Annotated in this window: 21 protein-coding genes; 9 read left to right on the forward strand and 12 right to left on the reverse strand. The window is 61.2% G+C overall.

Features of this window, described 5'->3' with window-relative positions:
* Window positions 1-10: 10 nt before the first annotated feature.
* The 4 genes from PHW99_RS06190 to PHW99_RS06205 form a co-directional block, all read right to left on the reverse strand.
* Complete coding sequence (locus tag PHW99_RS06190) at window positions 11-865, reverse strand: molecular chaperone (protein WP_300174821.1); 855 nt, start codon at window positions 863-865, stop codon at window positions 11-13.
* Window positions 866-961: 96 nt separating this feature from the next.
* Window positions 962-3,601, reverse strand: a complete 2,640-nt coding sequence (locus PHW99_RS06195; RefSeq protein WP_300174822.1) for a molybdopterin-dependent oxidoreductase — start codon at window positions 3,599-3,601, stop codon at window positions 962-964.
* Window positions 3,602-3,622: 21 nt separating this feature from the next.
* Window positions 3,623-4,480, reverse strand: coding sequence for an NrfD/PsrC family molybdoenzyme membrane anchor subunit (gene nrfD / locus PHW99_RS06200; RefSeq protein WP_300174823.1), 858 nt, complete (start codon window positions 4,478-4,480; stop codon window positions 3,623-3,625).
* A 12-nt stretch (window positions 4,481-4,492) separates the two neighbouring features.
* Window positions 4,493-5,191, reverse strand: a complete 699-nt coding sequence (locus tag PHW99_RS06205) for a 4Fe-4S dicluster domain-containing protein (RefSeq protein WP_300174825.1) — start codon at window positions 5,189-5,191, stop codon at window positions 4,493-4,495.
* Between the two features lie 247 nt (window positions 5,192-5,438).
* Between PHW99_RS06205 and PHW99_RS06210 the strand changes: the two genes are divergently transcribed.
* Genes PHW99_RS06210 through PHW99_RS06220 form a run of 3 tightly spaced genes read left to right on the forward strand, consistent with a single transcriptional unit; the run spans window position 5,439 to window position 9,080 of the window.
* Window positions 5,439-6,308: a PhnD/SsuA/transferrin family substrate-binding protein gene (locus tag PHW99_RS06210; RefSeq protein WP_300174826.1), complete on the forward strand. Its 870-nt coding sequence runs from the start codon at window positions 5,439-5,441 to the stop codon at window positions 6,306-6,308.
* Window positions 6,309-6,316: 8 nt separating this feature from the next.
* On the forward strand, window positions 6,317-7,771 hold the full coding sequence (locus tag PHW99_RS06215; protein WP_300174827.1) for a HAMP domain-containing sensor histidine kinase: 1,455 nt from the start codon (window positions 6,317-6,319) through the stop codon (window positions 7,769-7,771).
* Window positions 7,758-9,080: a sigma-54 dependent transcriptional regulator gene (locus PHW99_RS06220; RefSeq protein ID WP_300174828.1), complete on the forward strand. Its 1,323-nt coding sequence runs from the start codon at window positions 7,758-7,760 to the stop codon at window positions 9,078-9,080. Before PHW99_RS06215 ends, PHW99_RS06220 begins: the two co-directional genes overlap by 14 nt.
* A gap of 21 nt (window positions 9,081-9,101) precedes the next feature.
* Here the strand turns inward: PHW99_RS06220 and PHW99_RS06225 are convergent, their stop codons facing one another.
* Together PHW99_RS06225 and PHW99_RS06230 are read right to left on the reverse strand one after the other, a co-directional pair.
* Complete coding sequence (locus PHW99_RS06225; protein WP_300174829.1) at window positions 9,102-9,338, reverse strand: thioredoxin family protein; 237 nt, start codon at window positions 9,336-9,338, stop codon at window positions 9,102-9,104.
* A gap of 23 nt (window positions 9,339-9,361) precedes the next feature.
* A complete protein-coding gene (locus PHW99_RS06230; RefSeq protein WP_300174830.1) occupies window positions 9,362-10,807 on the reverse strand; it encodes a permease in 1,446 nt (481 codons plus the stop codon).
* A gap of 268 nt (window positions 10,808-11,075) precedes the next feature.
* Between PHW99_RS06230 and PHW99_RS06235 the strand changes: the two genes are divergently transcribed.
* Complete coding sequence (locus PHW99_RS06235) at window positions 11,076-11,912, forward strand: class III extradiol ring-cleavage dioxygenase (protein WP_300174831.1); 837 nt, start codon at window positions 11,076-11,078, stop codon at window positions 11,910-11,912.
* Here the strand turns inward: PHW99_RS06235 and PHW99_RS06240 are convergent.
* Both PHW99_RS06240 and PHW99_RS06245 read right to left on the reverse strand, forming a co-directional pair.
* Entirely contained in the window at window positions 11,887-12,381 is a 495-nt protein-coding gene (locus PHW99_RS06240) for a low molecular weight protein-tyrosine-phosphatase (RefSeq protein ID WP_300174833.1), read from the reverse strand. The two genes, PHW99_RS06235 and PHW99_RS06240, sit on opposite strands and share 26 nt — an antisense overlap.
* A 144-nt stretch (window positions 12,382-12,525) precedes the next feature.
* On the reverse strand, window positions 12,526-12,993 hold the full coding sequence (locus PHW99_RS06245; RefSeq protein ID WP_300174835.1) for a rhodanese-like domain-containing protein: 468 nt from the start codon (window positions 12,991-12,993) through the stop codon (window positions 12,526-12,528).
* Window positions 12,994-13,104: 111 nt separating this feature from the next.
* On the opposite strand from PHW99_RS06245, the gene PHW99_RS06250 reads away from it, so the two are divergent.
* Window positions 13,105-13,941, forward strand: coding sequence for a sterol desaturase family protein (locus tag PHW99_RS06250; RefSeq protein WP_300174837.1), 837 nt, complete (start codon window positions 13,105-13,107; stop codon window positions 13,939-13,941).
* 30 nt (window positions 13,942-13,971) lie between these two features.
* The gene (locus tag PHW99_RS06255; protein WP_300174839.1) at window positions 13,972-14,700 is read left to right on the forward strand and encodes a DUF1499 domain-containing protein; all 729 of its coding nucleotides are present in this window, start codon (window positions 13,972-13,974) and stop codon (window positions 14,698-14,700) included.
* Here PHW99_RS06255 and PHW99_RS06260 read toward each other — a convergent pair.
* Both PHW99_RS06260 and PHW99_RS06265 read right to left on the reverse strand, forming a co-directional pair.
* On the reverse strand, window positions 14,697-15,050 hold the full coding sequence (locus PHW99_RS06260) for a DsrE family protein (RefSeq protein ID WP_300174841.1): 354 nt from the start codon (window positions 15,048-15,050) through the stop codon (window positions 14,697-14,699). The genes PHW99_RS06255 and PHW99_RS06260 overlap by 4 nt on opposite strands.
* A 13-nt stretch (window positions 15,051-15,063) precedes the next feature.
* A complete protein-coding gene (locus PHW99_RS06265) occupies window positions 15,064-15,741 on the reverse strand; it encodes a metalloregulator ArsR/SmtB family transcription factor (protein WP_300174843.1) in 678 nt (225 codons plus the stop codon).
* Between the two features lie 84 nt (window positions 15,742-15,825).
* Between PHW99_RS06265 and chrA the strand changes: the two genes are divergently transcribed.
* From chrA to PHW99_RS06280, 3 genes are all read left to right on the forward strand, one after another.
* A complete protein-coding gene (gene chrA / locus PHW99_RS06270; protein WP_300174845.1) occupies window positions 15,826-17,034 on the forward strand; it encodes a chromate efflux transporter in 1,209 nt (402 codons plus the stop codon).
* A gap of 87 nt (window positions 17,035-17,121) precedes the next feature.
* On the forward strand, window positions 17,122-17,355 hold the full coding sequence (locus PHW99_RS06275) for a DUF2798 domain-containing protein (RefSeq protein WP_300174846.1): 234 nt from the start codon (window positions 17,122-17,124) through the stop codon (window positions 17,353-17,355).
* A 22-nt stretch (window positions 17,356-17,377) separates the two neighbouring features.
* The gene (locus PHW99_RS06280; protein WP_300174848.1) at window positions 17,378-18,307 is read left to right on the forward strand and encodes a cation diffusion facilitator family transporter; all 930 of its coding nucleotides are present in this window, start codon (window positions 17,378-17,380) and stop codon (window positions 18,305-18,307) included.
* Between the two features lie 8 nt (window positions 18,308-18,315).
* Here PHW99_RS06280 and PHW99_RS06285 read toward each other — a convergent pair whose 3' ends face one another.
* Window positions 18,316-18,645 carry a hypothetical protein gene (locus PHW99_RS06285; protein ID WP_300174850.1) on the reverse strand — a complete coding sequence of 110 codons (330 nt, stop codon included), beginning with the start codon at window positions 18,643-18,645 and terminating at the stop codon, window positions 18,316-18,318.
* A 104-nt stretch (window positions 18,646-18,749) separates the two neighbouring features.
* The gene (locus PHW99_RS06290) at window positions 18,750-19,181 is read right to left on the reverse strand and encodes a hypothetical protein (protein WP_300174852.1); all 432 of its coding nucleotides are present in this window, start codon (window positions 19,179-19,181) and stop codon (window positions 18,750-18,752) included.
* Between the last annotated feature and the right edge of the window lie 70 nt (window positions 19,182-19,251).

Below are 19,251 nucleotides of genomic sequence, written 5' to 3' on the forward strand. Positions count from 1 at the left end.
ATCTGATTCCTCAAAATGACAGGTCCTGCACGGCCCTGATCGGGATGACGCGGGCCTTGTCTGCCGGTTGCAGGCGTTCAGTGAGGCCAGACGGACACTCACCACAAACCGGCTCATCGGGATTGAACTCCAGCTTGATTTCTGACTTGGGCACTTCCAGTTGCCCACGATCCAGATCCTCCAGCCGCGTCAAACCCATGGCCGCGATTTCCTCTGCGGCAAACCCGCCCAGGAAACGGGCCATCCCCCGGTAAAACGAATGATTGGCGGCACGTTCAATCAACCCGCTGTAACCTCGGACCCAACGTCCCAGGTGCAAGGTCCAGAATCGCTTGATGTCCTTGTCCAACTTCTGATAAAGCTGTATTTCACCGTCTTCGAGCACAACCGCAGAGCGCTCCAGCAATTCGGCCACAAACATCAATTCCATACCGAGCTGATCCGCAAAGACGTCAAAACGGCCTTTGACCGGCTCAAACCCGAGACGTTGATAAAACTGAACCACCTGATAGTGCGGCTCCTGCTTGAAACGCCCTGTCAACCGCACCGATTCAACCGGCGGAAATCCGCCTGAAGAGGCAAACAAGGTCGCATACTCGCAAGCTAGGGCCTCGGTGAGCGCCGGCAACGTTGTCGCCAGAAAATCATCATCAAACACCACATTCAGTGCACGGAGCGAGGCCAATAGGCCTGGCTCACGCAGCGCCGACAAAAAGGCGGCTGAAGGCTCCTCAACAAAAGCCCCCGCCAACATGCGATACAAACTTGCCCGAGCCAGGCATTCTTCACGCCGTTGTATCGGGTCAAGAGGAGCTTGCACAACGGTATCTTCCCTGTCCTCTAATTCAAAAGTGGCTGCCAGCATGTGGTCTCCTGAAAAAAGCCGATCCACACTCTCATGCGGATCGGCAAATCGCTGTTAACGAAAAGAAAACACGGGGTTTACCAACCCTGAGACCAGTCAGTGGCCACCGCTGGCCTTGTGTTTGACACTCTCCGGACCACCCCAGGCAGCCATTTCTGGATGCATCTTGCGATGCAGGTCACCGGTATAGGCGTAACGCATGGTCTCCTTGAATGCCGCCACATGTTTGTCCCAATGGCCCACACTGTCGCCGTATTTGTCATTCGGACCCGCCTTGGTGACCTTGACCACGGTGTCGTACCAGCCCTGTGAGCCGCCAATCGGGTCGGCGACCACCGGGATGATATTGTTGGGGTGGACACCTTTGTCATCCCACCAGACGTTGTTCAGGTCGGGATCGTCCTGGCCGTGGCTGGCATCCCCCTTGCCGGCCTTGAGCTTCAGGGTGGCCAGACGGCCATACTCCCAATGCCCGAACCCGGTGGAGATCGAAATCACCTTGGGATGGATGCCCTCGGTGACATAAGCCTTGGTCACCAGGTGGCCCACGGCGCTTTCCACGCGCACCAGGTCGCCGGTCTTCACGCCCAGTTTGGCGGCGGTCTCGGGGTTCATCCAGGCCGGGTTGCTGTGGGCAATTTCAGCCAGCCACTTCACGGCCGCAGTGCGCGACTGTTTCATCACGTTGAGTTTGAAAGTCGAGAGGATCATCTCGTCGTCCTTCATGGTCTCGTGCCAGGGGATGCGCTTGAACGTGGGCATGGGGTTGAAGCCGTATTCGGCCCACTGGTCCACGCGCACGTTGATGAGCCGGTTGCCAGTGGGAAAACCCACGTAGTTCTTGCCGTCTCGCTTGACGCCGATGGCCTTGCCGTTCTTGGTGATGATGCCGGCCTTGTCCACGGTGGCACCGGCCATGTCCGCAGCGGAGAGCTCCTTCTTGTACAGCCCGTACTCGGCCTGGATCTCGCGGCCGGTCTTGTCCGACACCTTGCCGGTCTTGGGGTTGAGCTTGCCATAAATGGGCCAGACGCCATGCTTCTTCAGGAAATTCAGGCCGCCGGCTTCCTTCAGGCCGGGCACGTTGTCGAAGTGGTGGCGCATGTAGTCCTCGCCATCCTTGAAGTTCCAGAACTGCTTCATGCCACGCTTGCCGTCCGGATCCAGTTTATGGATGATGTCGCGCAGCATGACACGGTTTTCGCGCGACTCGCCCAGCGACTTGTGCACGGGCTGGCGAATGCCCAGCCAGGGCCACAGCGAATTGGGCATCGACTCGGGTTCCCAGCGCTCCAAGTAGGGACAGTCCGGCAGGATCAGGTCGGCCATGGCCGTTTCCTCGCCCATGAACGGGCTCATCGACACCAGATACGGAATCAGCTTCTCGTCCTTGAACAGCTTGCCCCACACCGCCATGGAGCCCGGGTTGGTATAGACCGGGTTGTCCTGGTAGGTGAAGTACACGTTGATCTTCTGCTTGCCCTCGGCAATCCAGAACGGCACCAGATGGCTGACCTTGTGCGCGGCCAGCGGATAGTCTGGCGGATGCGAGAGGTACGAATCCTTGGCCGGTTTGCCCGGCTCGGGCGAGGGCTGCGGCCAGCCCATGCCGCGCGGCAGGCAGTAGCCGCCCTTCTTTTCGATGTTGCCGGTCATGATCGGCAGCATCATGCAGGCCTTCTCGTTGTACGAGCCGTACAGGTGCTTGGCCGGTCCCCGGTAGGTGAACAGTGTGGCCGGCTTGGTGGTGGCGAACTCGCGTGCGATGCGTTCAATGGTTTCAGCAGGCACACCTGAAATCTTCGAGGCCCACTCCGGCGTGTACTGCTTGTAGTGCGCCTTCAACTCGGCCACGGTGACATTGGTCCAGTTGTTGATGAAGTCACTGTCCTGCAGGTCTTCGCTCAGGATGACGTTGCCCATGGCCAGGGCCACGGCACCGTCGGTGGCCGGGTGCACCGGAATCCATTCGTCCGAGAAGCCGGCCGTGTTGGACAGCCGCACGTCGAACGTGACGATCTTCATCTGGTTATCGATGCGACCTTCCGTCACCCGCTGCGACAACGGGTTATGGAAATAGGCGGCCTCCAGCACGTTCGAGCCAAAGTTCAGCACGTACTTGGCATTGGCGAAGTCGGGCGTCTCGATGTCCGGCCCCCAGGTGGGTTCCATGCCCACCTTCTTGGACGACTCGCACACCGAGGTGTGGTTCACCACCGTGGCCGAGCCCAGCGTCTTCATGAAGCGGTCCAGCGTGCCGCCGGTGCGGTTGCGCCCATACTTCATCATGATGGTGTTGGGGTCTTCCTTGATGGCGGCATCGAGTTTTTGCACCAGCTCGGCCAGGGCCTCGTCCCAGGTGATGCGTTTCCATTTGCCTTCACCCCGGGCGCCGACGCGCTTGAGCGGGTACAGGATGCGGTCCGGGTCGTAGCTGTACCACATGCCCGAGTTACCTTTGGCGCACAGGCGACCACGGGTGGAGACGTGCTCCGGGTTACCTTCGAGCTTGACCACGCGGTCATTTTCCAGATAGGCAATGGCTCCGTCCTGGATATTGCACACGTGGCAACCGGTCGGCACGGCCTTGCGCTCGGCGGCGGTCACCGGACCAATGTCCTTGCCACCCAGGTCGTTTTCCATCGCGTTGAGCAAGCGCGGCGCAGCCGCCGCGACCGCACCGGTGCTGGCGCTAACCTCAAGGAAAGTTCGACGCGATACTTTGGGTATTTTCATGTTGTGTCTCCTGGAATAGGTTCAATACATCGTTTGCATTTGCTGGGGTGCCATCAGGATCGCATACCGCAAGGCGGCACTGCCCACCAGGATCAACAACGCTGCCAGTGACAGGGTGCTTTTGCGAACACCGGCTGGGGCCAGCAACAGCGCGACTGGCGCCGCAATCCCCCCCAGAATGCCTGCGCCCACAAAAATCACACCCATGGTGCCGGTGGTCAGGATCGCAAAGGTCAACTCTTCGGCTGAGCCACCATAGTTGGTGGTTCCCAGAATGGAAATCAGCACCACGCCAACGGCAGCGGTGGACCACAACATGTATTCACGCAGTACCTTTTGGGCTGCCTCGTTGGCACCGGCCAGCAGTGAGCCCACCGCCGAGCCGGAGGCAACCGCCAGGGCCACAAACAGCACTGGCATCACCGGCGTGTTCCAGACTGGCCGCGACTGGTGCACGGCCAGGTCATAACCGGTGTAGATCGGCAAACCCAGCGCCAGTGCCGCAGTGATCAGGGCCAGCAACTTGCCCTGTTTCTCGTCACCCTTGCGCAAGGCCAGGATGTAGAGCACCGAGCAAACTCCAAACGCCGTGATGTTCAGCGCCCCCCAAGCCAGCGGCGAGGTGAAGTGCATGTACATCGGGTTGAGTGTGTTGAGAAAACGCAGTGGCTGCGACAAGTCGGCAATCAGCAGCGCACCGCCCACACCCAGCAACACCACCGAGATGTAGGCGGCCTTTTCGCGCAAAGGCCGCAGCGCAGGCTGAATCCAGGAGCCATAAGACAGGAAGGACAGCCCCGCCAGAATGCCCACCACAAAGAAGTAGATGGCGTAGGCTGAATGCCACGACACATCGTGGAACCAAACATATTCACCCATGATGTGTGCTCCTTAAATGTTGAAGTGAAGTTTGAATGCGGAACGCTCTTGTTCCATCACTTCAATAGGCTTGTTGCCGTCACGCCCAAACTCGGTCTGGTTGCGATCCGCGCCGATGTAAAACACGTGCGGCTTGGTACCCTGCTCTGGACGCAACACCTGCGTCGGGTTTTTGGCAATCAGGTACGACACCTCGCTGTTGGGATCGTTGATGTCGCCAAACACGCGCGATCGGCCAATACAGGTCTGCACACAAGCTGGCACCAGGTTCTGCGTCACACGATGGAAGCAGAAGGTGCATTTGTCCACCACGTTGGTGATGGGCGTGTAGGTGCGGTGCGACGGCAGCATGAAGCGCGCGTTGTAGGGACAGGCCGCCATGCAGCTGCGACACCCGATGCAGCGTTCGTAACGCTGCAGCACAAAACCACCGTCTTCGACGACAAAAGTGGCCTCCACCGGGCAATTGCGCACACACGGCGGATCCTCGCAGTGGTTGCACAGGCGCGGCAGAAATTTGCGCGACACGTTGGGGTACTTGCCGGTCACCTTGTAAGGCACCCAGGTGCGGTTCACTCCCAAAGGAGTGTCATATTCGGCCTTGCAGGCCACCTGGCAAGCCATACAGCCGATGCACCTGCGGGTGTCGACCACCATGGCAAACCGGCGTTTGCGGCCTGCCGGTGACGAGACATTAGTTGCTTCACTCATCGATGTGTCTCCTGGAGAGGATGTGGTTCTTGTTTCACGCACGGTATCCACATCACTCAGCGCAACATGTGTGCCAGTTTTCGGACTTGGCCCCAAAACCAGTCTCCCATTGGGAAAACACCACAGACTCCCACAACACAGGCGCCCTCACCGTTACCATAACGTAACAATTTAAGGGTTATCACCAAGAGAAAATGTTACGAATTTGTTATCTACTACGCCCTCTTTTCTTGAATGAAACAAGCCCATGCAACGCAGAACCCTGGTGGAATGGGGTGCTGCCTGGGGCCTGCTGCAAGGCGGCGTCCAGGCACAAACACTCCCCAAAAATGACACAACCTCACTGCGCATCGGACTCACGGCAGTGATCCTGGCCGACCAGGCCGCGTTCCTGACACGCTGGAGTGACTACCTGGGCGCACGCATGGGCCTGCCGGTGGTGTTTGTCGCCCGCGAGTCGTACCAGAACATTCTGGATCTGCTGTTCTCTGACCAACTGGATGCCGCCTGGATTTGCGGCTACCCCTACATCCTGCATCAGAGCAAGCTGCAATTGCTGGCCACCCCGCTGTTCAATGGCAAGCCGTTTTACCAGTCCTACCTGATTGGCCGGTCGAGGAATCCGCCGGAATTGACGGGCTGGGGTGACCTGAAACAGCGGGTTCTGGCTTACTCCGACCCCTTGTCCAATTCAGGTTGGTTGGTGGCTCAGGCGCAAATGCGTGCCGCCGGGCTCAAGGCCAGTGACCTGCGCCGGACCTTCTTTGCCCATGGTCACCGCAATGTGGCTGAAGCCGTGGCCTCCGGCCTGGCGCAAGCTGGTTGCATCGACGGTTACGTGTGGGACACCATGCAACTGCAAAAAATGGCCGCTGTGGCCCACACCAGCGTGATCTGGCGTTCCGACTGGTATGCCTTTCCCCCCATCGTTGCCAGGCTCAATGACAGCCATCCCGCGTTGGCTGAGTTGGGAGCTGCCTTGCAAAACATGCCCAACGACTCTCAAGGTTTGAGTTTGCTCAAGGCATTGAATTTGAGCGGTTTTGCCAAACCCGATGCCAGCCTGTTTGAGCCGATCAAGACCCTGGCCGCCAGTGTCGGCGCCGTGCGGACCTGACCACCACCATGTTGCCGCGTTTACCCTACCGCATTCAGATACCGCTGGGTCTGGTGCTGGCTGTCACGCTTTCGGTTTTGCTCGTCAGCGTGGTGGCAGCACAAATCTCGGCTCGTTCAGCGCGCCTGGAGATTGTGAGCACTGTGCAGCGGGTGATCGACCTGCTGGTGGCACAAGGCAAGCCGCTGCTGGCGCAGGACGACACCTGGCGCGCTTTCACGCTGCTGCGCAACACCGCGGCACTGTTACCTCAGACCGAAAAGGGACAGTCGCGTGCCGCCCTGCTGGATGCCCAGGGGCGATTTCTGGCCGGCTCGGACCCGATGCGCCTGCCCACCGGTGAGCAGGCGCTGGGGGTGTTGATCAATGGCCGTTTGCTACCCTCCGTCAGTGCCGCCACCCGCCCCAGAACCCTGACCACGCCGGACGGCGGCATGGCATTGATTGAGCCGATCCGCAGCGACGACGACCAGGTCATTGGTTTTGTGTTTGCCGAAGTGGATGCCGCTGCCTTTGCGCCCGACTGGGCAGCCTTGTCCACCCCCGCCCTGATTGGTGCCGCACTGGCCATCATCGTGCTGGTGCCCATGGGCTGGTTGCTGGGGCGGCGCATGGCACAACCCATTGCCCAGACAGCCAACTGCATTGCCCAGATTGGTCACACCGATGCCGCCCAACTGCAGGCACTGATTCCTCATGTGCAGGACCCCGAGCTCAGCCGCATTGCCGGCGCTGTCCGGCAACTTCTGATCGAAACCTCAGTAGCCCAGGCCAACGCGCAGCGCGCCCTCTCGGCTGAGCGATTGGCGGCCGTGGGCCGCATCACAGCCGCCGTAGCGCATGAGATCAACAACCCATTGGCCGGCCTGATCACCGCTACCCGCACCTTGCGCCTGCACGGTGATTCGCCTGACGCACGTGAGCGAAGCCTGGACCTGATTGAACGCGGCCTGCAACAAATTCGCACCATGACCACCGCGCTGCTGCCACAAGCCAAGGTGGAGGACCGTTGCCTGAGCCTAGACGACTTTACCGATGTTCTGACGCTGGCGCGCGCCACCGCCTCGCAGCACTTTGTCAGCATCAGCTCCGAGCTGGATCAGCAGGCTGAGCTGTGTGTGCCCTCCACCGTATTCCGGCAGGTCATGCTCAACCTGCTGCTCAATGCGATCAAGGCCGCGGGGCAGTCAGGCCAGGTGCACGCGCTTCTGCAGACCAACACCGGCAAGGTCACCTTCATGCTGTGCAACACCGGAGACCATTTGTCCAACGACGACCTGCAACAACGCCTGCAGGCCGAAGACAGCAATGACCCCCATGGTTTTGGTCTGTGGATCTGCCAGGAATTTGCCGTGCGGTACGGCGGAGGGTTTTCTGCCGCCGCGCCTGCCGACATCCCCTCACCCTTTGCCAGCTGTTTGAGCTTTTGGCTTCCTAACCTTGTGCGCCATGTCGAAAAATAATCTGTTGCTGATTGAAGATGATCTGATCCTGGGGGAATCGTTGGTGCAGCGCTTTGAACTGGAAGGTATCAAAGTGGTCTGGCTACGCCGTCTGGCTGAAGCGCAACTCCAGATGAACCAGCCCTGGGGCGCGGTGGTCAGCGACGTCCGGCTGCCCGATGGCCTGGCAACAGAGTGGTTTGTGGAATTGCCGCTTGCGAACCGCATGTTGCCGTGGTTTTTTCTGACTGGTTACGGCAGTGTGAACGACGCCGTCCGCGCCATCCAGGCCGGCGCGCGTGAATACCTGACCAAACCCTTTGACATTGAAAAACTGGTGGCCCTGGTGCTCGATACCCTGGCGACCAGCACCCGGGCACCGGCTGACGCGGTGCTGGGTATCTCGCCTGCCATGCGCCGGATTGAGGAACTGGTTCACAAACTGGCGCGCCAAAAAACATCGGTCCTCATCAGCGGCGAGTCCGGGGTTGGCAAGGAGGTGGTGGCGCAGCTGATCCACAACCTGGATCCGCGCAGCAAAAAAGGGAGTTTTGTCCCGGTCAACTGTGCCGCGGTGCCCGAGTCCATGATGGAAGCAGAATTTTTCGGTTACGAAAAAGGGGCGTTCACCGGGTCACAACGGGCACACAAGGGGTTTATTGAACGCGCCGATGGCGGCACCCTGTTTCTCGACGAAATCGGCGACCTGCCGGCCAGCATGCAGGCCAAGCTGTTACGCGTGCTGCAAGAGCGGTGTTTCTTCCGGCTGGGCTCCGAACGCACCACCCACAGTGACTTTCGCATCATCGCCGCCACCAACCGCGACTTGTACGCCGACATGCTGGCGGGCAAGTTCCGCGAGGACCTGTTTTACCGGCTGGCGGTGATCCGCATTGAAATCCCACCGCTGCGCGAACGCCCGGAAGACATCCGCTGGCTGACCGAGCTGATCCTGCAGCAAATCACCACGGAGCAAGGCGTCCCCATTGCGATGTCTGAACTGTTCCTGCGTGACCTGATGGCACGCAACTGGCGCGGCAACATCAGGGAATTACGTGCCCATCTGGAACAGGCCGTGGTCATGAGTGAGGGCGGCGTCCTGGACAAACCCATGAATGACAGCCCCAGCGCCACAGCGGGGACGGTCTTTGCCGCGGCACCAGATCAAGCGCTGCCATCACTCCACGCCATCGTCGAAGATGCCGAGCGCACCCACATCCGCAAAGCCCTATCCCAATGTGAAGGCAGCGTTGGCAAAACCGCCGACGTGCTGGGCATCTCACGCAAAACACTGTGGGAAAAGATGAAACGCTTGGCCATCAATGCCTGAACACAGGGCGCTGGCGAGCACTCAAGCCGTCAGCCAGCTCTGCACTTCGGCCACCGTCGGGATACGCCCACTGCTGACCAGCTTGTCATTGATGACCAGGCCGGGTGTGGACAACAGGTCATAACGCATGATCTGCTTCATGTCGGACACCTTGTCGAATTCGGCTTGCACATTGGCGGCACTGGCCGCTTCCCGAGCAACAGCTTCCAGTTTTCTGCAATTGGCACAGCCCGGCCCCAGAATCTTGATGTTGAGCATGGTATTTCTCCTCCGAAAAAAACTCAGGGCGACACTTGCGCCAGTGGGCGGCGCTTGAACCAGGCCAAGGTACCGACCAGTATCGCCAGAAACAGGCCCAGCGCCATGGTCAGGGGCAGCCAGCCCACCCCATCAACCCAGGCACCGTAGATCAGGCCAGCACAGACGCTGAACACCGCCACCAAGCCCACATAGGCCAGGGTCTTGGTCCAGGCAATCACGGCAGCGACCATCAGCATGCTTTGCAGGCTGAGCTCGGGGTCGGCCATCAGGTAGGCCAGCAGCGGGCCGGGGTGCATGCCAAGGTCAAGGAACATACGTGCCACCGGCACCTCAACCAGCGTGGGGAAGTACATGAAGACACCAAAGCCCACCGCCACCGCGTTGGCCGGTGGTGTGTTGCTGCCCGCCAGACTTTCAATCCATTCCGGACGGATCACCTGGCGCACCATGCCCACAATGAAAACGCCCAGCACCAGCAGGACAAATATCTGTTTGACAAAGCGCCAGGCTTCCCAAAGCCAGGCGCGCCAGTCGTCCCCAGCCAATTGGTGGGCGAAGTACCCCACCGCCCACAAGGCCAGCGCCACGCCAAAGACCCGGCCCGTAAAGGCAACTTCCAAGAAGCCCGCACCGGGTGTCATGCGCATGGCGGCCACCAGCAGGGTGGCGGCGGTGAGGCCGAGCGCCACCCAGGTCCAGCGGTTGGCCCCTTCCACAATGTTTTCCAGCCCCTGCCAGGCCGTCACCCCAATCAGCAGCAACAGGCCGATCAACACCGAACCCTGAAAACTCACCCCTTCCTCACCCTTGGCGGCATCAAACGGCACCCAGGCCAACAAGGTGGTTTGCCACGACTGCGCCCACGGCAGAGGTGCATCCAAGGTGAACACCGTGGCCGTCAGGGGCCACAGTTTCAGTGTGCCGGCAATCAACAGCCCAACCAATGACAACAGCACCCCGAGCGCCGCAGGCGCAATGCTGGCTTTGGCGGCAAACAAGGTGTCCGTTTCCGCATCATGGCGGGCATCGTCGCGCCAGAAGATCATGGCCATCAACAAGCCAATGCCGATGCCAAACAGCAGGCACAGCAGCAGCCGTGCCAAGGCAAATTCTGGCCCCAGGATGTTGCCGGTGTAAGCCAGCGCCATGATATTGCCCGCCGGGGCAAAAAACAAAAAGGTGATGGCCGGGCCAATGCCTGCCCCCTTTTTGTAAATACCGGCAAACAGCGGCACGATGGTGCAGGAGCACACGGCAATCAAGGAGCCTGCAGCGGCGGCGGCCGGGTACGACACATAAGCGGGGGTGCCGCGCCCGAGCCAGCGTGTGATGCTGGCCTTGGGGATCAGCGCAGCCATGGCTCCGGCAATGAAAAATGCGGGCAGCAGACACAACAGCACATGCGCCGCCAAATAGGAAGCCAGACTGCCAGCGCCGCCCTGGAGCAATGTCAATGCGAGTTCCATCAAACGCCCCTTCCTTGGTCCCGATTCATTTTGTGCCAATCGAAAATAAGATGCAATGCTGCTGGGCAATGATTCGCTCACCATCGGCACCTTCGCCTATTTGGTCAAAATTCTGGCGCGAGCTGCGTCTCTTGCCCACCAGCCGCGACCAGGTGGTGCCATGGCTGGCAACGGTCCAATCAAGCCCAGGAAGCTTGGCCATCCGTCCACAAAAGTGCGGTGCCATGCAAAATGCACACCACGCACCACCATCCACTGAGGTACCCGAATGACCCAAGCACCCGTTTTTTTCATTTCCCATGGCTCCCCGATGCTCGCTCTGGAGCCCGAGGTGCTGGGCCCACAGCTGCAGGCACTGGGCCAGCAGCTCAGCGGTATCAAGGCAGTGCTGGTGGTATCGCCCCACTGGCAGACGCGCCAGGTGCAGGTGATGAGCACCGCCCGGCCCGAAACCATTCACGACTTTGGCGGCTTTCCGGCTGCGCTGTACCAGCTGCAGTATCCGGCCCAGGGTCACCCCGACTGCGCCCAGGAGGCCGCCCGGCTGCTGACAGCAGCGGGTTTTGCCACCACGCTGGACGCCCAACGTGGGCTGGACCACGGCGCCTGGGTGCCGCTTTACCACCTGCTGCCCCAGGCCCAGCTGCCGGTGTTCCAGGTGTCCATGCCGCACAGCCTGGACACGGCGCAGGCGCTGAAACTCGGCCAGGCGCTGGCGCCGCTGCGCGCGCAAGGCGTATTGATCGTCGGCTCGGGCAGCATGACACACAACCTGTATGAGTTCCGCGGTGCCAACGCCCAGCCTGAGCCCTATGTGCAGGCGTTCACCGCCTGGGTGCGCGCAGCCGTGCTGGCCAACCAGGTCGATCAGCTGGTGCACTACCGTACCCTGGCCCCACACGCCGAACGTGCCCACCCGAGCGAGGAACACTTCCTGCCACTGCTGGTGGCCCTGGGCGCCCGCGCCACCGACACCGCGCAGACGATTGACGGCGGCGTCAGCTACGGCATGTTATCGATGGAGTCCTATGTCTGGGGCCTTTCGGCGAACAACGCCCACACCCCAGACGAATCCAAGCTCAACCCGACGTCTTCTGCGGGCTGACCCGCTGCTTCACATGCGCCAGCAGCCCTTCGCAGGCGTCTTCGACCAGGTCCAGCACCTGCTCAAAACCGCGCTCACCGCCATAGTACGGGTCAGGCACCACCGGGCTGCGGTGCAACTGGCAAAACTCGGTGAGACGACGCAGTTTGTGCTGGTGCTCTGGCGGGCAGGCGTCTTGCAACAGCGCCAGGTTGTCCCAGTCCATGGCCAGAATCAGGTCAAACGCGGCAAAGTCGGCCGGCCGGACCTGGCGCGCCCGCAGACTTGAAAGGTCATACCCCCGCCGGGCCGCATGCGCCTGGGAGCGTTCGTCCGGCGGACTGTCGGGATGGTAGTTGTGGGTGCCGGCCGAGTCCACGCTAACGACCTGGCTCAGGCCATGGTGCCGGACCTTGTGGCGAAACACGCCGTCAGCCGTGGGACTGCGGCAGATGTTGCCCATGCAAACAAAAAGAACGCGGTAACTCATGAATCAGCTTGATGATGGATGAAGAAGGCCAGCTTACACCCACCACGCCAGCACGTCACGGCCTCCATATTGCTACATAATTGATAGCTATATAGGGTTTATTTATCCGGGCTAGAGGCACTTTTTTCTCATCAATCAGGTCACTCAATGTTTGACCGGTGCCGCGGCCTTGCTGGCGGCGTCCAGGCCGCCCTTGGCCTTCCACTCGGCAAAACCGCCCTGCAAAATGCGCACGTTTTCATACCCTGCCACCCGCAGGGCAAAACCCGCCTGCGCCGACAGTGAGCCGGTATTGCAGTACAGCAGCACAGGTTTGTCTTTCGGGATACGTTCGCTCTCGGCCAACACGCGACGCCACTCCAGATGGATGGCGTTGGGGATGTGCTCCTTGGTGAACTGATCAGCATCGCGCGCGTCAATCACTACAAATTTATTCCAGTCGTCGCGCGGGATTTGCTCGGGAAAGATCGTGGCGCCGCCGTAATCCACAAAGTCAAGGTAAGACGCCATGGCCTCCATCACGGCTTTGTCCTGGGCCACGGCCGGAGCGGCATGCAGCCCCAGAGCCAGCAGCCCGGCCATCAGTGAACGGTGGAGAGAGATGTGTTTCATGGGATGGCGTCCAGGTTGGGGATGGTGCAAGGTGATGTGCATGGTGATGATTTTACCTACAATCTAATAAATATTAGATTATTGATATGATCAAAAAACAATGGAGACCCGATGAACTTTGAGTCCTTTGTCCTCGACCACGAACCGGCCATCCGGCTCGGGTTTTTCCTGGGTGTGTTCGCCCTCATCGCATCATGGGAACGGCTGGCACCCCGACGAGCCCTGACGGTGTCCAAGGCCCTGCGCTGGGGCAGCAACCTGGGTCTGGTGATGCTCAACACCGCGCTGCTGCGCCTGCTGTTCCCCTTGGCCGCCGCCGGCATGGCGGCGTTTGGCGCTGCCCATGGCTGGGGTCTGCTGAACCACTTTCAGGTGCCGCTGTGGCTGGCAGTGCCGGCGGCCGTCATCGTGATGGACTTCTGCATCTGGCTGCAGCATGTGGTGATGCACGCCGTGCCGCTGCTGTGGCGCTTGCATCAGGTGCACCACGCTGACCCGGACTATGACCTGACCACCGGGGCACGGTTTCACCCGCTGGAGATCGCGCTGTCGATGTTGATCAAGTTCGCCACCATCGTCGTGCTCGGCCCGTCGGTGCTGGCGGTGGTGCTGTTTGAAGTGCTGCTCAATGCCACTGCCATGTTCAACCACGGCAACATCCGGCTGCCCGCCAGCCTGGACCGGGGACTGCGCTGGTTTCTGGTCACCCCGGACATGCACCGGGTGCACCACTCGGTTGAAGAGGATGAGGCCAACACCAACTTTGGCTTCAGCCTGACTTGGTGGGACCGACTGCTGGGCACCTACCGCGCCCAGACCCGCAGCCCCCAGGAAACCATGGTCATCGGGCTGCGCGGCCATACCGCCTTGCAGGAAGTGGCACGGCTGGACAGCATGCTGCTGATGCCGTTTCAAAATCGCGCGCCAGCACCCACGAAGATGGCCTGAAAATAGCCGCTCCAACCAGAGAACAACCCTATGTCGACCCCCAGCAAACCGCTTTCCATTCCCGCCATGGCCGCACTGGTCCTCAGCCTTGGCGCCATCACCGTGATCGTGGCATCAGGTCTTGGCTACCGGCTGGGCTGGTGGCATTTCACGGTGGGTTTGCAGGCCTCGGAATGGGCGGCCTACGGCGCTGGCCTGGCACTGGTGCTGTCGCTGGTCGGACTGGCTGAGTCACGCCCCGGCGCCGCACGGCGCGGCTGGGCTGCCGCCGTCATCGGCCTGCTGCTGGCCCTGGCACCAGTGAGCCTGGCCGTTCAGTGGGAATACACCTCCCGCAGCTACCCGGCCATCAATGACATCAGCACCGACACGCTGGACGCCCCGGTGTTCTGGGACATGCCCACCCCGACCGATTACCCAGGTGCAGCGTCAGCCGCCTTGCAGCGCGCAGCCTACCCCGATCTGGTGCCACTCAGGCTGCCACTGCCTCCAGCCAAAACCTTTGCACTGGCGCTGGCCGTGGTCAAGGACAAGGGCTGGACGGTGGTGGCCAGCGTGCCGGAAGAAGGCCGCATCGAAGCCACCGCCAGCAGTCTGCTGTATGGCTTCACCGACGAGGTGGCCATCCGCGTCAAACCCGCGGACGGCGGCGTACTGGTGGCTGTGCGTTCGCGCTCGCGGCTGGGCAAAATCGACCGCGGCGTCAACGCCAAACGCATTCGGGCTTTTTTGCAGACCCTGAAGGCACAGGCCGCCTAGAACACCAGCACCTTGGCCGCCTCGGCGGTCCAGATCGCCAGTTGCGCGAGTGTGTTGCGCTGCGCACCATCCATCAGCTCGGCCACACTCAGGCCGCGGGCATCCATGCAGGTACCGCATAGGCCAACCTCACCCTGGCGGATGACCTTGCCCAGCATCAGTTGCACGTTGTAATACCCCTCGGGCACCTTTTGCCCGGCCTTGGCGCAGGTGACTGCATCTGCCATCAAAAACAGGCGCACCAGCTGGCCTTCTTTGCCGGCCAGCGCCGATGCCAGACGCAGGGCGTTATAAGCGCGCTCATTGCCATAGGGTGCATCGTTCAGAATAAACAATGTGGAAGCAGCCATGGGAGACCTTTCGTCAAACAGGATCGGTCGGCGTGGTTTCGACGGCGAACCCGGCGGCCAGCCACTCACTGACACCGTCACTGGTTTTGCGGGCGCGGTAACCTCGCGAGAGCAGCAGCTTGACCGCTTGATCCGACATCAGGCAAAACGGCCCACGGCAATAGGCCACGATGTCAACATCGGGCGGCAACTCGCCGATGCGCTGCTCCAGCTCCGCCAGCGGCATGGAGCGGGCATAGGGCAAATGGGCGGCATCAAACTCGGACTGGGGCCGCACGTCAATCACCACCACCCGGCCATTGCGGGCCTGCGCCAGCAACTCGCCGCGTGAAGTCTTGACCAATCGATCCGGCTCGCGCACCAGTTGCTGCAGCGCCAGGCGCATTTCCACCAGATGTTCTTCGGCCACGTTGCGCAGTGCCACCCCCAGCTGGGCCACATCGTCACCACGCAGGCGGTAAAACACGTACTTGCCATCACGGCGCGCCTGCACCAGATTGGCCTCGCGCAGGGCCTTGAGGTGGGCACTGGCCAGCTTGACATCAATCGACAGTTCGGCTGTCAGCGTCTCCACGCTCTTTTCGCCCTGGGCCAGCATCTCCAGCAATTCCAGCCGCTTGGGGCTGGCAAAGGCCTTGCCAATACGGGCCACCTGTTCGTACAGACTATCTTTGAGGGTACGTTCGTTCATGATGAACATTCTAATTAGATTTAGATTAATCGTCGCCACAACTGGCACACGGCACAATCACGTCATCACCCAGCTGCCTAGCCGATGCCATCCACCTCGCCTGCCAAGCCAAACCACAAACCCACCTGCTGGTCAGTGTTTGGGGTGTTCCTGCGGCTGGGCCTGACCTCGTTTGGTGGGCCGGTGGCGCATCTGGCTTACTTTCGTGATGAATTTGTCACACGGCGGCAGTGGCTCAGCGAACATGCTTATGCCGATCTGGTAGCGCTGTGCCAGTTTTTGCCCGGCCCGGCCAGCAGCCAGGTGGGCATGGCACTGGGGCTGCAGCGCCGTGGTTTTGGCGGTGCACTGGCCGCCTGGGCCGGTTTCACCCTGCCGTCGGCTTTGGCCCTGGCACTGTTCGCGCTGGGCCTGTCCACCTGGGGGAGTGTGTTGCCAGCGGGTAGCCTGCACGGCCTGAAACTGGTGGCTGTTGCCGTGGTGGCGCAGGCGGTGTGGGGCATGTCACGCCAGCTCTGCGTGGGCCCGGTGCGCGCCGGTATGGCGCTGTTGGCCACCGCGGGCACACTCTGGTGGCCTGGCGTCGTGGGCCAGCTTGGCATCATCTCCAGCGCTGCCGTGGTGGGGGCCCTGATCTTCAAGCCGTCCCAAAGGCCGGCTCCTGAAGCCATACCCATGCCGCTGTCCCGCCGCACCGGCTTGGTGTTGCTATTGCTGTTTGGACTGCTTCTGCTGGGTCTGCCACTGCTGGCACGCCACACCAACAACCCGCTGCTGGCTTTGGCCGATGTCTATTACCGAGTCGGCGCCCTGGTGTTTGGGGGTGGCCATGTGGTGCTGCCGCTGTTGCAAGCCGAGGTGGTGCCCCGGGGCTGGCTCAGTCAGGACGTGTTCCTGGCAGGCTACGGTGCGGCACAGGCCGTGCCCGGGCCGCTGTTCACCTTTGCGGCCTTCCTCGGCGCAGTCATGGCCGACGGGCCGCAGGCCTGGGTCAACGCGGCGGTGTGTCTGCTGGCGATCTTCTTACCCTCGTTTCTGCTGGTGGCTGGTGCCCTGCCGTTCTGGGATCAATGGCGCCGCCAGGTGCTGGCCCAGGCAGCTTTGGCCGGCATCAATGCCGCCGTGGTGGGCCTGCTGCTGGCCACGCTGCTCCAGTCGGCGTCGAGCGGTGCCGTCACCCGACTCCCTGAAATGGTGCTGATGCTGGGCGCGCTGGTGGCACTGCTGGCCTGGAAATGGCCCCCCTGGCTGGTGGTGTGCTCGGGGGCCATGCTGGGTGGACTGATGCTTTAGCATCAGCCCTGCTGCCGCCGCGGCCGGGTGCCGCCGTGCCAAAATCCGTCATCGGCGCAATGCCCTGCCCACAAAAGTAAATCCGACATGAATCCACAAAAGAAATTTCATTTGGTGTTTTCCATGGTCATGGGGGCCATGATGGTGTTTTTGATGACCTTTGTCATTACTTTGGTCAACCTGGGTTGGGTGCCGAATTTTTTGTCCGCCTGGATGCGGTCTTTTGTCATTGCCTACCTGGTGGCTGTGCCGGTGATCTTTTTCACCGCCCCGGTGGCACGCAGGCTCACTGGCAAGCTGCTGGGTGTGGCCGCCGGCTAGCCTCTTGCCGAGCCGACCTGTCATGCACGCGAAACACCACCATCACGACCATCACCCCAGTCACGCGCCCGCCGGGTTTGACCAGGCCTTTGCCATTGGCATTGTGCTGAACCTGGTCTTTGTCGCCATTGAGGCCTTCTACGGCTGGCGCGTCAACTCCCTGGCCTTGCTGGCAGACGCCGGCCACAACCTCAGCGATGTGGCTGGCCTGGTGCTGGCCTGGGGTGGCGCCCTGGCGGGCAAGGTGCGCCCGGACACCCGGCACACCTATGGGTTCAAACGCGCCTCGATCCTGGCAGCCTTTGTCAACGCCGTGCTGCTGCTGGTGGCCATGGGGTCATTGGGCTGGGAGGCGCTGGGGCGTTTGCAGTCGCCCGAGCCCACACAGGGTTGGACCATCATGGCCGTGGCCGGCGTGGGCATTGTCATCAACACCCTCACCGCACTGATGTTCATGCGTGGCCGCAAGGATGACCTGAACATCCGCGGCGCCTTCCTGCACATGGCGGGTGACGCACTGGTATCGCTGGCGGTGGTGGTCGGGGGCGGCCTTTACCTGTGGCAAGGCTGGCGCTGGATCGACCCGGTGATGAGCCTGGCCATTGCCGTCGTGATTGTGCTGGGCACCTGGGGCCTGTTCAAACAATCACTGCACCTGCTGTTTGACGGCGTGCCTGCCAGCGTGAACCTGGCCGAAGTGCGCCGGCTGCTGCAAAGCCTGCCCGGCGTGACCGAAGTGCATGACCTGCATGTCTGGGCCATGGGCACCAGCGACATTGCCCTCACCGCCCACCTGGTGCTGAGTGAGCAGTCAGGTGACACCCATGCCATCCTGCACGAAGCCGGTCACGAGCTGCATGAACACTTCGAGATCCACCACGTCACGCTGCAACTGGAGTCCGCCAGTTACGCCGGGCAATGCGCGTTGCGCCCGGGCATGGGCTGCCATTGAATCCGAGGCTAACCAAAAAGGTTATCCATATCCTCCTGAGAAAGCCTTTCCTCGCCGCTGGCCGCTTCGGTGATTTCTGGAGCCATTTCAGCCTTGGCTTCTTCCATCACTCGCTCAAGCTGGCTCGGGTCCACACTCATGATGCGCAGCTCTGATCGGCCACCGTCTTCAGGGAAGTGGACCGTCAGCTTTCTGGAGTAATTCCAGCGCCCCTGGACAACCCCCACCCGGCCCTCCAGCCGCTTTCTGTCCGGCGGGGTGAGCACCGACAAACGCTCTTCTTTAAAGCGGACTTTGTCGCCCTGTGAAAAAGTGGTTATGGAACTCTCGTAAGCCATCTGCTTTGTGAAATCATCTCTCTGATCAGTACCGCATCCCAGCCGGTGAATGATAAACGCAGCCTCTCACCGCCCTGGGGCATTTGAGTGGACTGCGCAGCAACTCAGCGCTTCAGCTGTGCGTTTTCCTGCTGCAGTTGCGCTACCAGCAGCTCGGCGGCATCCAGTTGCCGCTGCAACGCCTGGTTGGCCAGGGTCAGGCGTTCCACTTCTGCGGCCAGGTCGTCAGCCACCGCCGTGACCCGCTCGCGGGTGCTGTCGCGGGTTTGCATCAGCTTGGCGTTCAACACATCCAGCCAGGCCATGATCTCGACCCGCGTGCTGTCCTTGTGCAGCGGGTTTTGCAGCGTGGCTTTTTTCACATCCGCGCGGCGGCACAGCTCGGACTGCGTGACCCGGCCATGGTTGAACGGGTAGATGCCTTGGTGAGCCGCAATGTCCGCCTCGATGGCGGCCATGGCCGTGCGCAGGCGTTTCAGGGCGGCTTCGGTTCTGGCGTTGCCTTTTTCGGGGGTGGTGAGGGGTGTGGTGGTCATGGTGGCATCTTTCTTTCCATAGATTTTCCGCAGTCTTTTAGCTGCGCACAAAAACCAATAAGTCTGTGAA

The organism is Rhodoferax sp., assembly GCF_028689305.1.
Taxonomy (GTDB): domain Bacteria; phylum Pseudomonadota; class Gammaproteobacteria; order Burkholderiales; family Burkholderiaceae_C; genus Rhodoferax.